At 62.4% G+C, this 14,761-nt stretch carries 13 protein-coding genes and 1 tRNA gene; 7 read left to right on the forward strand and 7 right to left on the reverse strand.

Going from position 1 to position 14,761, the window contains the following annotated elements; translation table 11 throughout:
- Positions 1-648 (reverse strand): hypothetical protein, encoded by a 648-nt coding sequence (locus CVS30_RS06365; protein ID WP_110484500.1) that lies wholly within the window; start codon positions 646-648, stop codon positions 1-3.
- A 95-nt stretch (positions 649-743) separates the two neighbouring features.
- Here CVS30_RS06365 and CVS30_RS06370 point away from each other — a divergent pair, with 95 nt between their 5' ends.
- The 3 genes from CVS30_RS06370 (at position 744) to CVS30_RS06380 (ending at position 6,795) form a co-directional block, all read left to right on the forward strand.
- A complete protein-coding gene (locus CVS30_RS06370) occupies positions 744-5,567 on the forward strand; it encodes an ATP-dependent helicase (protein WP_110484501.1) in 4,824 nt (1,607 codons plus the stop codon).
- A 110-nt stretch (positions 5,568-5,677) separates the two neighbouring features.
- A tRNA-Val gene (locus CVS30_RS06375) sits at positions 5,678-5,750 on the forward strand.
- Positions 5,751-5,967: 217 nt separating this feature from the next.
- Positions 5,968-6,795, forward strand: coding sequence for a DNA-formamidopyrimidine glycosylase family protein (locus CVS30_RS06380; RefSeq protein ID WP_110484502.1), 828 nt, complete (start codon positions 5,968-5,970; stop codon positions 6,793-6,795).
- Here CVS30_RS06380 and CVS30_RS06385 read toward each other — a convergent pair.
- Genes CVS30_RS06385 through CVS30_RS06405 form a run of 5 tightly spaced genes read right to left on the reverse strand, consistent with a single transcriptional unit; the run spans position 6,788 to position 11,474 of the window.
- Entirely contained in the window at positions 6,788-7,504 is a 717-nt protein-coding gene (locus CVS30_RS06385) for a polysaccharide deacetylase family protein (RefSeq protein WP_110484503.1), read from the reverse strand. The genes CVS30_RS06380 and CVS30_RS06385 overlap by 8 nt on opposite strands.
- Before the next feature lie 53 nt (positions 7,505-7,557).
- Positions 7,558-8,580: a LacI family DNA-binding transcriptional regulator gene (locus tag CVS30_RS06390; RefSeq protein ID WP_110484504.1), complete on the reverse strand. Its 1,023-nt coding sequence runs from the start codon at positions 8,578-8,580 to the stop codon at positions 7,558-7,560.
- Positions 8,581-8,620: 40 nt separating this feature from the next.
- Complete coding sequence (locus tag CVS30_RS06395; protein WP_110484505.1) at positions 8,621-9,358, reverse strand: cupin domain-containing protein; 738 nt, start codon at positions 9,356-9,358, stop codon at positions 8,621-8,623.
- A gap of 2 nt (positions 9,359-9,360) precedes the next feature.
- Positions 9,361-10,314 carry a DUF6807 domain-containing protein gene (locus tag CVS30_RS06400; RefSeq protein ID WP_110484506.1) on the reverse strand — a complete coding sequence of 318 codons (954 nt, stop codon included), beginning with the start codon at positions 10,312-10,314 and terminating at the stop codon, positions 9,361-9,363.
- A 38-nt stretch (positions 10,315-10,352) separates the two neighbouring features.
- On the reverse strand, positions 10,353-11,474 hold the full coding sequence (locus CVS30_RS06405) for a Gfo/Idh/MocA family protein (RefSeq protein WP_110484507.1): 1,122 nt from the start codon (positions 11,472-11,474) through the stop codon (positions 10,353-10,355).
- Between the two features lie 265 nt (positions 11,475-11,739).
- Here CVS30_RS06405 and CVS30_RS06410 point away from each other — a divergent pair, with 265 nt between their 5' ends.
- Complete coding sequence (locus tag CVS30_RS06410; RefSeq protein WP_110484508.1) at positions 11,740-12,399, forward strand: DUF6226 family protein; 660 nt, start codon at positions 11,740-11,742, stop codon at positions 12,397-12,399.
- Complete coding sequence (locus CVS30_RS06415) at positions 12,396-12,806, forward strand: hypothetical protein (RefSeq protein WP_110484509.1); 411 nt, start codon at positions 12,396-12,398, stop codon at positions 12,804-12,806. Before CVS30_RS06410 ends, CVS30_RS06415 begins: the two co-directional genes overlap by 4 nt.
- Here CVS30_RS06415 and CVS30_RS06420 read toward each other — a convergent pair.
- On the reverse strand, positions 12,803-13,267 hold the full coding sequence (locus CVS30_RS06420) for an SRPBCC family protein (protein ID WP_110484768.1): 465 nt from the start codon (positions 13,265-13,267) through the stop codon (positions 12,803-12,805). The two genes, CVS30_RS06415 and CVS30_RS06420, sit on opposite strands and share 4 nt — an antisense overlap.
- A gap of 40 nt (positions 13,268-13,307) precedes the next feature.
- Here CVS30_RS06420 and CVS30_RS06425 point away from each other — a divergent pair, with 40 nt between their 5' ends.
- Positions 13,308-13,781 carry a GNAT family N-acetyltransferase gene (locus CVS30_RS06425; protein WP_181419710.1) on the forward strand — a complete coding sequence of 158 codons (474 nt, stop codon included), beginning with the start codon at positions 13,308-13,310 and terminating at the stop codon, positions 13,779-13,781.
- A 45-nt stretch (positions 13,782-13,826) separates the two neighbouring features.
- A complete protein-coding gene (locus CVS30_RS06430) occupies positions 13,827-14,753 on the forward strand; it encodes a pseudouridine synthase (RefSeq protein ID WP_110484511.1) in 927 nt (308 codons plus the stop codon).
- Positions 14,754-14,761 lie beyond the last annotated feature (8 nt).

Here is a 14,761-nt window from a genome sequence, read left to right on the forward strand (position 1 = left end):
TTAGGGGCGGAGTGCTTCCTCGGGATCGAATTCCTCGAAGGAACCGATGAAGTTTGGATCGCTGTCCAGGGCCTCGCGACGTCGGCCATTGCGCAGGACGTAGAGTTTGTTGGCGCCAAAAGCCAAGATGGCGGCCGAAAGTAACTGCAGCACCCCGCCCCACACATCAGCGCGAATCACCATGGCCAGGATTCCCGTCACGGCCACGGCGCCGCCCACTGTCATGAGCAAACGCAGACGTTCAAAGTAGCCGTAGACGCCCAGCGCCGCACCCAGAATAAACCAGGGTCCTGCGCCGTTGAGAAATGGCGCGATGGCCGTCAGGAGAATGCCGGCGGCGATGCCACCCAGCAGATACAGATAGTGATTGCGCGGGGCCAGCCACCACGAAGGATTCTTCCAGAGCCAGTATGCGCTCAGCCCGCCCACCAGCACGGAACTGAGCACGAAGAACAGCGCCGAGGCCCCGTTCCCGCGCAGCGTCATCATGCTCACGGCACTGCTGAACAAAAAGAGCAACGCTAGGTACAGCAGTGGAACCCAGTTATTCCCAATATGCCGTGTCTGCACCGTGCCTGCCCTCCCCCAAAAAACGACCAACTCGGAGTGCAGCGAGGCGCGCGATTTCCACCGGACCAGCTTCGGCAATCTTTGCCGCTCCTACCGATAGATTACCGCCTGCCACTGACACTCTCCTACCGCGGCGGCGTTGATCTCACCGCGGCGCAACAATGTGGGTGGGTATGCGGCATGATGGAGCCGTGGCAGGAACATCAGCAGCAACCGCAATGAGCCCGTTCGCAGCCCCCACGCGCGAGTGGTTCCTTGGCGCGTTCGGCTCGCCCACCCCGGCACAGCTCGGCGCCTGGGAGGCCATCGCCGGCGGCGCGCACTCGCTCGTCGTTGCCCCCACCGGCTCCGGAAAAACCCTGGCCGCGTTCCTGTGGGCCCTTGACGGTCTCATCGCCAAATCCCCCGGTACGACGCCGGACACCTCCTCCGCACCCGCCGGCCCCACAGGCGGTGGGTCCAGGACGGCGACGAAAAGCCGTACCCGGGTGCTCTATATCTCCCCCTTGAAGGCCTTGGGTGTCGACGTGGAGCGTAACCTTCGGGCACCCTTGATCGGCATCACGCAAATGGCGGCCCAGCTGGGCGTTTCCGCTCCACAGATCAGTGTGGGGGTTCGCTCCGGCGACACCCCGGCCAATGAACGCCGCCGGCTTCTGAGTCATCCGCCGGACATTTTGATCACCACGCCGGAATCGCTCTACCTGATGCTGACCTCCAAGGCGCGCGAAACCCTCAGCGATGTGCACACCATCATCATCGACGAGGTGCACGCCGTCGCCGGCACTAAGCGCGGCGCCCATCTCGCCGTGTCCTTAGAACGCCTGGACGCCTTGCTGGAAACACCGGCGCAACGCATCGGGCTCTCGGCAACCGTGGAACCGCATTCCACCGTGGCCCGTTTCTTGGGCGGCAATGCCCCTGTCACTGTTGTGGCCCCGGCCAGCACAAAGACGTGGAATTTGACCGTCACGGTGCCGGTTGCGGATATGACCGAGCTGCCTGCCCTGGCCAGCGCGCATGACCTCGGCCCCGCGTCCGGATTAGCGCCCAATGCCTCCATTTGGCCGCACGTCGAGGAAAAGATAGTCGACGCGATTCTGGCCAAAAAGTCCACCATCATCTTCGCCAATTCTCGGCGGCTGGCCGAGCGCCTCACGGGCCGGCTCAACGAAATTTATGTCGAGCGGCTCGAATTTCAGACACCGCCGAGCGAGGTCCCGCGGGTCGAGCCGGTCGAGACGCCCAAGCGGCAACCCGCGGAAATGATGGCGCAGGCGGGATCTACCGCGGGCGCCCCGAATGTTCTGGCCAAGGCACACCACGGCTCGGTATCCAAGGAGCAACGAGCGCTGATCGAGGACGATCTCAAGTCGGGGCGCTTGCGTGCCGTGGTGGCCACCTCGAGTCTGGAGTTGGGCATCGACATGGGTGCCGTGGACCTCGTGATTCAGGTGGAGTCTCCACCCTCCGTCGCCAGCGGACTGCAGCGCGTGGGTCGCGCCGGACACCAGGTAGGCGAAATCTCCGAGGGCCTACTGTTCCCCAAACACCGTGCGGATCTGCTGCATTCTGCCGTCACGGTGGAACGCATGCTGGCCGGGCAGATTGAGCCGCTCGCCATCCCCGCGAATCCTTTGGACATTCTGGCGCAGCAAACCGTTGCGGCCACGGCGCTGGAACCGCTGGATGTTGACGCCTGGTTTGAGACCGTGCGGCGCAGCGCCCCCTTCCTGGCCCTGCCCCGCTCGGCCTACGACGCCACTCTGGATCTACTCGCTGGCCGCTATCCCTCCGACGAATTTGCCGAGCTGCGCCCCCGCATCATTTGGGATCGCACCGCCAACACCATCGCGGGCCGGCCCGGCGCCCAGCGGCTCGCCGTGACCTCCGGCGGCACCATCCCGGACAGGGGCCTGTTCGGCGTCTTCATCGTTGGGTCGGAGGAGCCGGGCGCGACCGGAACCGCCAACAAGGGCGGGCGCCGCGTGGGCGAACTCGACGAGGAGATGGTCTACGAATCCCGCGTGGGCGACGTCTTCGCCCTCGGCGCCACGAGCTGGAAAATCGAGGACATCACCTTTGACCGGGTCCTCGTCTCCCCCGCCTTTGGCCAGCCCGGAAAGCTGCCGTTCTGGAAGGGTGATTCCCTGGGCCGTCCGGTCGAGCTGGGCCGCGCGCTCGGCGCCTTCATCCGCGAGGTCAGTGCCGCCCCACGCAAGAAGGCACTCGCCCGCTGCACGGCCACCGGGCTGGATGAGTGGGCAGCCAATAACCTCCTCGGCTACCTCGACGAGCAAAAGGCCGCCACAACCCAGGTCCCCGACGACAAAACCCTCATGGTGGAACGGTTCCACGACGAACTCGGCGATTGGCGTGTGGTCCTCCACAGTCCCTTCGGCATGCCGGTCCATGCCCCGTGGGCCCTCGCGGTCGCCGCCCGGCTCCACGAACGCTATGGCCTGGACGGCTCCGCCATGGCTTCCGACGACGGCATCGTGCTGCGTGTTCCCCTCATGGATGACGAGCCGCCGGGCGCGGACCTCTTCCTCTTCGACCCCGAGGAGCTCGACGGCATTGTCACGGCCGAGGTGGGCGGTTCCGCGCTCTTTGCCAGCCGTTTCCGCGAGTGTGCTTCTCGTGCGCTCCTGCTGCCGCGGCAAAATCCGGGCAAGCGTCAACCCCTGTGGCAGCAGCGTCAGCGTTCGGCCCAGCTGCTCGATGTGGCCCGGAAGTACCCGCAGTTCCCCATCGTGCTCGAGACCGTGCGTGAATGTTTGCAGGATGTGTACGACCTGCCCGCGCTCAAGGCCATCGCCTCCTCGATCGAGCGGCGAGAGCTGCGGATCGTGGAGACCACCACCAACGAGCCCTCGCCCTTCGCCCGTTCGCTGCTCTTCGGCTACGTGGCGAGCTTCCTGTACGAGGGCGATTCGCCGCTGGCCGAGCGCCGCGCCGCTGCCCTCTCCCTCGACCCCGCACTGCTGGACGAGTTGCTGGGCCGGGCCGAGCTCCGCGAGCTCCTTGACCCCACCGTTATCGCCACCACGCAGGCCCAGCTCCAGCGGCTAACTCCCGATCGTCGCGCCCGCGGCATGGAAGGCGTGGCCGATCTGCTGCGCCTGCTGGGCCCACTCACGGTGGCCGAGGTTGCCGCCCGCCTCGTCCCCACCACGTTGCCCTCCCAGCTCCCTAAGACGGACGACGCCGGCCCCGCACCTGATGCGGCCAGCTCGGCTGAGCATCTGGCTGAGTCAGCGGCGCACCTAGAGCAGCTGCTGTCCGCAAACCGGGCGCTGCGGATCAAGATGGCCGGGGAGGAACGCTTTGCCGCGATCGAGGACGCGGCACGGTTGCGGGACGCCCTCGGCATCCCCCTGCCCATGGGCGTTCCGTTGGCGTTCATCGGGCCCTTGGCCGATCCGCTGGGTGATCTGTTGGGACGCTACGCGCGCACGCACGGACCCTTCACCGCACCAGAACTCGCCGCGAGGTTGGGACTAGGTGTCGCCGTCGTCCTTTCCGGGCTGGCCAGGCTGGCAGCCGATCGGCGCGTGACCGAGGGTGAATTTTTGCCACAGCGCTCGGAAAACGGCGCCTCGGAATGGTGCGACGTTCAGGTTCTGCGGCAATTACGTAGCCGGTCGTTGGCGGCGTTGCGGGCCGAGGTGGAGCCCGTCGATGCGAGTACCTTTGCGCGGTTCTTGCCGGCGTGGCAGCACATCACGGCCGCCTCAAACGCCCCGGCACTGCGCGGTTTGGATGGCGTTTTGACTGTGGTGGATCAGCTCGCCGGGGTGCCAATTCCGGCGTCCGCGTGGGAGCCGCTCGTGCTGGCCGCGCGCGTGGCCGACTACTCCCCCGCCATGTTGGATGAGCTGACGGCCACGGGCGAGGTCATTGTGTCCGGCGCCGGGCCGCTGGGCTCTAACGACGGTTGGCTGAGCCTGCACATCGCCGAATCGGCCGAGCTCACGCTCAATCCGAGCCCCGATTTCACGGCCACGGAACTCCAACAGCAGCTCTTGGATGCCTTGGGTACCGGCGGCGCGTACTTCTTCCACCAGCTGCGGGAAATGACGGCCACGGGGCTCGACGCGCTGGCCACCGACGACGAACTCACCGCCGCGCTGTGGGAGCTGTTCTGGGCTGGCCGGATCGGCAACGACACCTTCGCACCGGTCCGGGCGCTTCTGGCGGGCGGGCATACGGCGCACAAGCAAAAGGCTCCCCCGTCGCGGCTGCGCCCCGCGCGTTCCGGTCGCTATGGGAGGCTGCCGGGCCGCGCCGCCGGGGTCCAACGTGGCGCCCCGCCTCTGGGCGCCGGGCGTTGGAGCCTGCTGCCGCTCGCTGATGCGGAGACCCTCACCAGCGCCCACACCACGCTCCGTAGCCATGCTCTCGCCGAGCTGTTTCTGGATCGCTACGGGGTCGTGACGCGCGGCTCCGTCATGAATCACGGACTGCCGGGCGGCTTCGGGCTCATGTACAAGGTGCTGGCGCGGCTCGAGGAAGGCGGAAAGTGCCGCCGCGGCTACTTCATCGAGCATCTGGGCGCGGCCCAATTTGCCGTGTCCGCCACGGTCGACCGCCTGCGTACCTTCAGCGAGGACGCCGCCCTGCAAGTACGCGCGCCGCAGGCCTTGGCGCTGGCCGCTACGGATCCGGCGAACCCTTATGGCGCGGCGCTGCCCTGGCCCCCGCTGGATTCGGGGCATCGTCCGGGGCGCAAGGCTGGAGCCCTGGTCGTGATGGTCGACGGCGTACTGGTCCTGTATGTGGAGCGCGGCGGCCGTACGCTGTTGTGCTTTAGCGACGATGAATCCCACGTTTCCCTTGCCGCGGCGGCGCTCGTGCAGGTGGTCAAGCGCGGTGCGATCGACAAGTTGGCCATGGAAAAGGTCAACGGGGCAGAGATTTTGGGCACGCCCCTGGCCGCGGCGCTCATGTCCTCCGGCGCCTATAGTTCGCCGCGAGGCGTACGGATCCGCTCCTAAAAACTCTGGCCGTACCTGCCGACACGCTGGGCGGATTTGTGCTGATGTACCAGTATCTGTATAGTCATTGCCTGTTGGTACGGAGAAAAACCTCCCGCCAATATGGATGAGGGTCTTTAGCTCAGCTGGTAGAGCGCCACGTTTACACCGTGGATGTCATCGGTTCGATCCCGGTAGGACCCACTACAAAGAAGAAGCCTGTATCGCAGCTGCGATGCAGGCTTCTTGCTTTCCCAGAGCTCGCGGATCTAGGATGCCCGGCGCTGCGCCTCTTTCCTCGTCGAGTGGTCACATAATGCCCTTTAGAATGATCTTTCGGGCGTTATGTGACAGGTCAACGGGGTGAGCCCCCGCGCAGCCACCCTGCCGCTCGAGAATGCCGAGACGAAGGGACGTTTCCATGCCTGAGGGCGATACTGTCTGGCGCCAAGCCCGTGACCTGCGTGCCGTGCTCGAGGGGCAGCGTTTGCTCTCCAGTGATTTCCGGGTGCCCTCCTTTGCCACCGTGGACTTCAGCGGGCAGCTCGTCTCCCGGGTCGAGTCGCGCGGCAAACATCTGCTCATGTTCGTGGCAGGCCACGTCATTCATTCGCACCTGTCCATGGAGGGTCATTGGGATATTTATCCGGCGCTCCCCGGAGACCGCCGGGCACGATGGCGGCGCCCGGCCTTCACGGCACGGGTCGTCTTGGAAACTGCGGCGGCCACCGCCGTCGGATTCTCCCTGGGCACGCTGGAGGTCATGCCGGAAGAGTTGGTCAGTGACGCCGTCGGACATCTTGGCCCGGATCTCCTGGGGCCCGATTGGGATGCGGAGGAAGCTCTCCGCCGCCTTTTGGCAGAGCCCGGGCGAGCCATTGGAGTGGCGCTGCTGGATCAACGAAATCTCGCGGGAATCGGCAATATTTACCGCAATGAGCTGTGTTTTCTCGCCCGAGTTCACCCGGCCACGAGGGTGGCGGATGTTCCCGAGCTGCCTCGGTTGGTGGAGTTGGCGAAACGCCTGTTAGAGGCGAATAAGGACCGCCCGCAGCGGTCGACGACGGGCGGTCCTGCCCGCGGTGAGGCCGCTATGTGGGTCTATGGGCTCGCCGGAAAGCCGTGTAAACGCTGCGGTTCGCTCATCCGCCACGACACCCTGGCTGACCCGGTATTTCCGACGCATGCCGCCCGCGATATATATTGGTGTCCGCGATGCCAGGGTGGTTCCGAGCAGCCGGCTAGCTAGCCTCGGGGCTTTCCAGACCGCCTTGGGGAAGGGTGAAGCGCCAGCCGCCTGCCTGCTTCTCGGTGATGACGGCGATGACGGCCGCTACGGTATTTGTCCGATCTCCTCCGCCATCGTGTGCCAGAACGACGGCGCCGGGCGCAATGGCGGCCCGCAGCTGCTCCGTCAGGGTGGGAAGGCTGAGATCGTTGCCATCCCAGTCGTAGATGACATTGCCAATGCCAAGCGGCTGAATTCCCAGGGCCGCCGCCACCTCTGCCGTGACGCCCCAACTACCGTTGGGTGCGCGGAAGTACGGCACCGGCAGCTTCGGCTCACCCGCAGCCTCCCGGATGATCCGCAGGTTTTCCTTGAGGTCCTGCTCGACCTGCTCGTGAGACCACGAACCCATATCCGCGTAGGAGGTTCCGTGATTGCAGACCGTGTGCCCCTCGGAGATGATGCGCCGCAGCAACGGGATCCCGTGGGGAGCCAGAATGTTCTCCCCGACCACGCAAAAGGTCGCGACGATGTCTGTCTCCTGGAGGAAGTCCAAAAGTGTCTCGGTCGCACCCGGGTTGGGGCCGTCGTCGAACGTCAAGGCCATGACGTTCCCCTCACCGCGGGCCGCAGCGAGCGGCTCCGCCGTGGGGTTGTGAGCGCCTCCGGGGACGAACAGTGGGTCAGGTGTGGGTTGCCAGGTGGCGCGGTGGCCCTCTGTTACTTGCATGATCTGCCGTCCAGGGTCTCGTCGTTTAATTCAGTTCGTTGCGCTGGTGGCGGTCAGGCCTTCGCGGGCGGTGCCGTTGAGCCCCTGATCACAAGCTCCGTGCCCAGCTCAATCCGTTGCGGGAGCTCTTCATCCCCGTCAAGGTACCTAAGGAGTGCCCGCATCGCTGTTTCTGCCATGTGCACCACGGGCTGGCGTACCGTAGTCAGTCCGGGCTCGATCCAATCCGCCGCGGGGATGTCATCGAAGCCGATAATGCTCAGGTCTTCGGGAATACGCAGCCCGGCTTTTCGGGCCGCACGGTAGGCACCCAAAGCCTGCTCATCATTTCCAGCAAAAATTGCCGTGGGCGGATCGGCCAACTCAAGGAGCTTGCGGGCTCCAGCTTCACCTGCCTCGCGGGAGAAGTCACCCGGGACCACCAGTTCCGGGTCCATGACCAGGCCCGCTCGACGCAATGCGGCGAGGTGCCCGTCTTCTCGGGCGCTGCTGCACTGCAGATCCGGACGTCCACCGATCATGCCGATCCTGCGGTGTCCCAAGGCCAAAAGATGCTCGGCTGCCGAGAAAGCGCCCTCCCAGTTCGCGGCACCAACGGTCATGAGATCCGGGCCAGGCTGACCCACCGGGTCGATCAAGACAACAGGAATACCCAACGATTTGATGCGTTGGATCTGCTTGGCATTGAGCTCGTACACGGCCATGAGCAGCCCGTCGGATTTACGTTCTGCCATGTTGGCCAGCCACGGCTGAATCCTAGAACCGTCGAGGGAAAGGCTGCTGACCACGGTTCCGTATCCGGCATCCTGAGCGACTCGTTCAACACCCTCGATGATTTCAAGGGCCCATTCCGATTTCAGGCCCGGGAAAACAAGGTCGATCAGTCCGGCCTTTTTGCGGCGGCGTGCTGGCCGTCGCGCATAATCGCGCCGAGCAATGATTTCTTCCACACGAGCGCGCGTTTCCGCCGCCACGTGGGCGTGTCCATTGAGCACCTTGGAAACGGTAGGAACGGATACGCCAGCCTCGAGAGCAATCTCGCTGATCGTTGCCCGCCCTGTGCCCTGCTTAGTCACCTTGGACCCCTATTTTCTGCCGGGGGATTCGCCCCCAGCCTTACAAGTTTTCGGAAAGTCCCCATGCTTGGATTCGTCCGCACATGCCATAAATCCTATTCGGCTGCCGCTGCCCCATCGTAATCCGCCCGTCCTGCAAATAATGACTTTCGGCCGATTCTAGATACTGTAACTGCTGCCGTGTTACCGCGGACTGTCGCTCGGCTCCTTGGGCTAAGGTCTCCTGCCAATCCGAGGTCTGCCAGCTGACAAGTTTTGCGGCCGCCTCATGAAATGCCGTCAAGGCACCGGGGCCCGATTCCATGACGGCTTGCTTCAGCGCAAAGTACCCTTCGAGCGCCAAGTCTCGCCGACCTCGCGCGGCCATCTCGGCAGAGGAGTCTTCGACGTCGGCGTTGTGTTGTTCCAAGGCCGACACACGGTGATAGCTTGTGGCGTCGGCGAGGTGCTCCGGCGGAAATGTCATGACAGCATCTCCGTTCTCCGGCAATCCCGCGTTTTGCATCACCACCAGAACGCGTAGATCGCCCGAGTCATTGATGGCGCGATGAATCGTGCCGGGCGTGAACCACAGAACGACGCCTGGTTCCAGCGCGGTGGTGCTGAAGCCCCTGGAGTCCAGGGTTTCCAAGCGCCCTCTCCCCTGCTGCACCACATAGGCTTCAGCAGACGCTGTGTGCAGATGCGGAGTACCGCCAGCAGCACCATCCGAGCTAGGCCAGTTGTAAATACTGACCTCGGAGAGCGCGGTTGCGCCAGGGAAGTTGGTCACCGTCACGGTTAGGCCCAGTCGCCCAAGGCAGCCTTGGCTGCGGCAGAAAGAGCGCTGGCTGATTCCGCGTCCAGCTGGCCGTCGGAGATGACGACGGCGTAGCGGTAGGTGAGCGGCTGGCCCTCGCTCAGAACAACTTCTTTGCTGAAGAACGGCGCAGATCCGAGGCAGGCAAACATGGAGGAGCGAGCGAACCACTGATTCGGAGCACCCGGATTGGCGCCATCCTCGACAAAGGTGATGCTGGAGAAGTTGCAGCTGTCGTCATGACGGCCGGAGAATCCAATCCACTCCGAGCGGGTGCCCATCAGTTCATCGTGCCCGCTTCCTGCCGAGGAGATGAATTCGCCGCCGGTGAAGGAGCGCGGTCCACGCCAGAACAATCCGCCATAGCCGGCATTATCGCGCCCCTCGGTGGTGGGGCTGCCGATAACAATGTCCTCGGGAGAAATATTGCTCATCTCCGTCTCGAAAAGCAGCGCCCAGGCCTGCACCCCGGGAACATCCAGGAGCTGAATGTTGAACCGTCGCTTTTCAGCGATGACGGGTGCTCCGCCCTGTGAACTCCACACCAGCTCTTCTGCTGCCGTAATCCCTACGCCATCATCATCGATCGCGCTAAATGCCTGGTGCTTCATGGCGCCATTGTTCTCGAGGTCCGCGTATTCGGTGGCCCTCGTATAGGTGGCTCCACCCCAGAAGTTGTCTTTTCCCACGTTGGGCAACGACAAGGAGAGGCCCTTGTGCCAAACGTGATCCCACGGTCGGAAAATAGTTACTTCGTCGCCGCCCAATGTGGTGAGTGGATGAAAGTACGGTCGGGGGCTTTCATACTGGGCATCGGTGGGACGGTAGGTATAGCTGGCGATCTGCTGTCCGCCGGCGGTGAACGTCAGCGCGGCACCGTCATCGGAGTAGCTGAGCTTCGTGTCCTGAGAAATCGTTGCTACGGGGCTGGTCATTGACAGTCTCCTGTTATTTGAGTGACAGTGATGGGGAATCAGGCGGGAAGTGCGAGCGTCAGCGCGGTTTCATCTAGGACACGGGTTCCTAGACCTTCGCCGTCCATTCCGGCATAGAAGGCATGCCCGGGAACAATCTCGCCACGACGGACGGAAGCACCCGTAAAGGCGGAGGCGTACATAGCGGCTGCGAATTCAAGTGTCTGGCGAGCAGATTCTGCCCCGGCCGGCAGCGGTCGACCCGCGTCGAGTGCGTCGTACATGGCAATAAACTGCGCCAAGTGGCCGCTGCCGCGAGCTAGTGAGTGTTCTTCCCATACCGCTGCGACGGCTTCCTCATGTCCGGGGGCAGGCGTGATCGTCCAGTTATCTGTCGAGTAACCGTAGAGGTGGCTGAGCTCCACGGTGGCGAATTCGCAGTCAATCCTGATGTCTGAGGTTTCCCGCGGCGAGAGCAGTGAGTTAATGACTGTGGCAACGGCCCCATTGTCGAACTTCACCAGCGCCGCCGAAAGATCTTCGGTGGAGGTGGCGCGAGCCTGCCGGCTGGCGATAGCGGTGACTTCCTGCCACGGTCCCAAGAGGTGCAAGAGAAGGTCAAACTGATGAATTCCATGACCCATCGTGGGTCCGCCGCCTTCGGCACTCCACGTACCCCGCCAGGGAAGGTCAAAGTATGCGTCCGGGCGGTACCAAAGGGTGTCACATCGGGCCACCAACGGCCGGCCGAAAACCTGACCACCAATGAGCGATAGAGCGGCAGCCGAGGCATCACCGAAGCGGTGCTGGAAGACGCAAGAGAACTGTGCACCGCCCACGGCCTGGGCGTTTTCGAGTCGGTCAAAGTCGGCAAGGCTGAGTGCTGGAGGCTTTTCGGACAGGACGTGCACACCCGCTTCAAGACACTCAATGGCCTGGTCAATATGCATCATGGGCGGAGTGCAGAGATGGACAATATCTGGCTTCCCCTCGGCCAGCAGCTGAGTTAGATTTTGGTAGCGACCGGCAATCCCGTGTTCATCACTGAATGAGTCGAGTCGGGCTGCATCGACATCACAGGCAGCGACAATTTCTGCCCGACTCCCTGCCTGAGCCACGTTGGCAACGTGAATGGCGGCAATTCCACCTGTTCCCACCAGGGCGATCTTGTACGTCCTCATCAAATACTCTCCGTCATTGCAGCGTCTTTTTGTATATGAGAATTGACGAAACTTTCTAGATCCTTTGAGAAATTTCTAGACAAATTTCGCCTTTGTTGTGTTCATCCTGATCAACGGTAGGAAAAATCATCATTGAAAGTCAAGGGTCTTTGATCGAAGAAGTACACAAAACTATCTGATAGTTTCTGGAAACCAAAGAATAGGCATTGCAGAGGCCTCGTCAGCTGCCTCCCGAATTCCAGACGAGGCGGATAGGCTCAGTGGCATGAGCGGATATCAGCGTCCCAGCTTTCCCGAAGAGGACTATCGCGACGGGAATGGGGACCCGATCACGTATGGGCATCGCTGGGGCGAGGGATCACCGGCGGATGATTCCTATTCCGTGACCAGTAATCTTCACCGATTCGCCCCGTTGCACGACGTTGCCGACGCATTGATTGCTTGGCTGGAATCGAGCTTCGATGTCGTGGTGGAAGAGTCCCTCGAGCTGGCTGCTGATCTCGTCCGTCAAGCATCTCCGGCGACCCGAGCCGTGCGCTTTATTCCGCGCAATCAAGGTGCAGCGCCGCTGACCTTCGTCTTCACGCAGTTCCCGGGGGTCGCCATTCATGCCGGTGTTCTGCATGATTTTCATTTCCCGTCATGCGGCTGCGACGCCTGCGACGAAGGGGTTGATTCCGTGGCGGAAGAACTCGAGTGGACAGTACGAACCATCGTCTTCGGCGGGTACAGCGAGACCTTCGATCGTTGGCCAGGGCAGTGGCTCGAGTACAAACTTAATGAAGAAGAATTTGGCATGAGATCGGGCCGCGGGCGCATTAAGGATCTTCCGGCGGAGCGCGTGAAACGCGCCCGAACATCATTGCCAAACGAGGGGCACTGGTTGCCCTGGGCCAAGAAAATCATCGAAAGGACAAACCCATGACAACCGCGTTTAGTAAAGAAGAAAAGGCCGCCATGCGCGCGGCTGCCGCCGAGGCAAAGGCCGCTAAGTTAGGAGCCGATCTCCAGGCTGCCTGCGAGGCTGCCATCGCCGACATGAGCGGCACAGATCAAGAACTTGCCCAAACCCTTCATGACTTGGTTAAGGAGCACACGAGCCTCAGCGCGAAAACTTGGTATGGCATGCCTGCGTATGCCAACGCTGATGGCAAGGTGATCGTGTTCTTTCAGAGCTCAGCCAAGTTCAAGGTTCGCTATGCCACGATTGGCTTCCAGCCCGATGCGAGCCTCGACGAGGGTAACTTGTGGCCGACGTCCTTCGCCGTCACGAAGCTGAGCAAGGCTGATCAATCACATCTCGTTGAGCTCCTCAAGAAGGCCACCAACTAGGCTTCTCGCTGAGAGCGATCCTCCACGAGATATTGGTTTCGTGTCTCGATGAGCTTTTGTAAATATCGAGCCAAGAACAGCCGTTCCACTATTCGTCCTGCGAGACCAAACGGTGCCTGAAACTCGACGCGGTCAGTCATCAACGTTGTCCCGTCAGGATCGTCACTGAACTCATGGACGTGCTTGAATCTCCGAAATGGTCCCTTGATTTGTTCATCGGTGAAGGAGTGGGGAGCGTCCAGCTCAGTGATGCGGCTTGTCATGCGTAGGGGGAGGCCGAAATGCCAGGCCTTCCATGTCACCTCTTCCCCCAGAGAAATCAGCCCGGAGGTAACGCCAGCAATGGCTTGTTCGTGCGAATGAGCCATTGATTCCGTATGCGCATCAATGCTGCGAGAGGCGTCGAACAGCTGCGCTCTGGGGATGGCGCTCCGGGTTCGGCACTCAAAGACGACGGTCATGCTCCGAGTATGTCAGCAATTCTTGTGGCACGATATTGAGGTGACCGCCGCACTGACCTTGACCTCCGGCCACGAGGCCGCACATGAAGCCGCACAGATCTGGGCACTCGCGAAGGCTCGTCGTGATGAGGATACCGCGCCGGCTTCTGCCGAGGAGGTCTTGCCGGGGGTTCAGCGCCGGCTCAGGGTTCCAGGTGCCGAGCTCATCGTGGCATCTCAGGGCGGGCAGGCCGTGGGTTTCACCCTTTTTGCGCCGCGTGCAGAATGCTTGGAAATCTTTTATCTGGCGGTGGCACCCGATGCCTGGGGTCGCGGTGTGGCCGCGGTCTTGCTTGCCAGCGTTGAAGAATTCGCACACGGGATCTCCCGACCATCAGTGGATTTGTGGGTCATCAGCGATAACGATCGTGCCATTAGCGTCTACCAGCGCACGGGCTTCATCGACAGCGGTGAGCTGCACCGTGATGCTGCTTCAGGCCGAAGTGAACGCCGCATGGTCAAGGTGCTGGGCTAGCCGCTGGTCTGCGCGAGGTGGAACCCTCGGTACCCTTGAAAGGTGATGAAATCTCCCCTTCCCGTGCGCAATGGCGTCAATGCGACCCGCGTGCGAATGCCCGACGAAGGCCCGTGGGCCACTGCCATGGACTATGTGTTGGAGAAGTTCAGCCATGTTGACCCCGCCGGAATCATCGACCGCTTTGTTCGCGGCGAGGTCCAGGCGCTGGGTGGCGAAATCGTCACACCCACGACTCCACTCACCGAGCACATGTTCATTTGGTACTACCGCGAGCTTCCCGTAGAGAAGCGTCTGCCGGTGGAGCTGTCCATCATTCATCAAGACGAGAACCTAGTGGTTGTCGACAAGCCGCACTTCTTGCCCACCACTCCGGGCGGCATGTATGTGCAGGAGTCAGCCCTAGTTCGCCTGCGGGTCTTGCTTGATCTACCCGATCTGGTGCCGATCCACCGCCTGGATCGTATGACGGCCGGTGTTCTTTTGTTCTCTGCTGACCCGGAAACCCGCGGCAAATATCAGACCCTTTTTGAAAAGCGTCGCATCGAAAAGACGTACCGTGCCGTGGCTCCTGTCAGCGACGAGCTGGAGTTTCCGCTCGTGGTGCGCAGCCGCATGATCAAATCCCGCACGTATCTGCTGGCCGAAGAGGTCGAGGGTGAGCCCAATGCCGAAACCCGCATCGAGCTCATGGACACCCGGGTGGACCCGGTCTCGGGACAGACCCTTGGCCTCTACGATCTGCAACCGCACACCGGGAAGACGCATCAGTTGCGTGTCCACCTTGCCGCACAGGGCATCGGGATTCTCAACGACCCGTTCTATCCGGTCCTGCACGAGCAAGCTCCCGACGACTACACGAAGCCGCTGCAGCTTTTGGCGCACACCATTTCCTTCAACGATCCGCTCACTCGTGAGCCCGTGAAGTTCTTCTCCCAGTTGGAGCTTTCGGAGTTCCCCAACCACAAGTAGCCACGGGC

The sequence above is a fragment of the Arthrobacter psychrolactophilus genome (genome assembly GCF_003219795.1).
In the GTDB taxonomy this organism is placed as follows: domain Bacteria; phylum Actinomycetota; class Actinomycetes; order Actinomycetales; family Micrococcaceae; genus Specibacter; species Specibacter psychrolactophilus.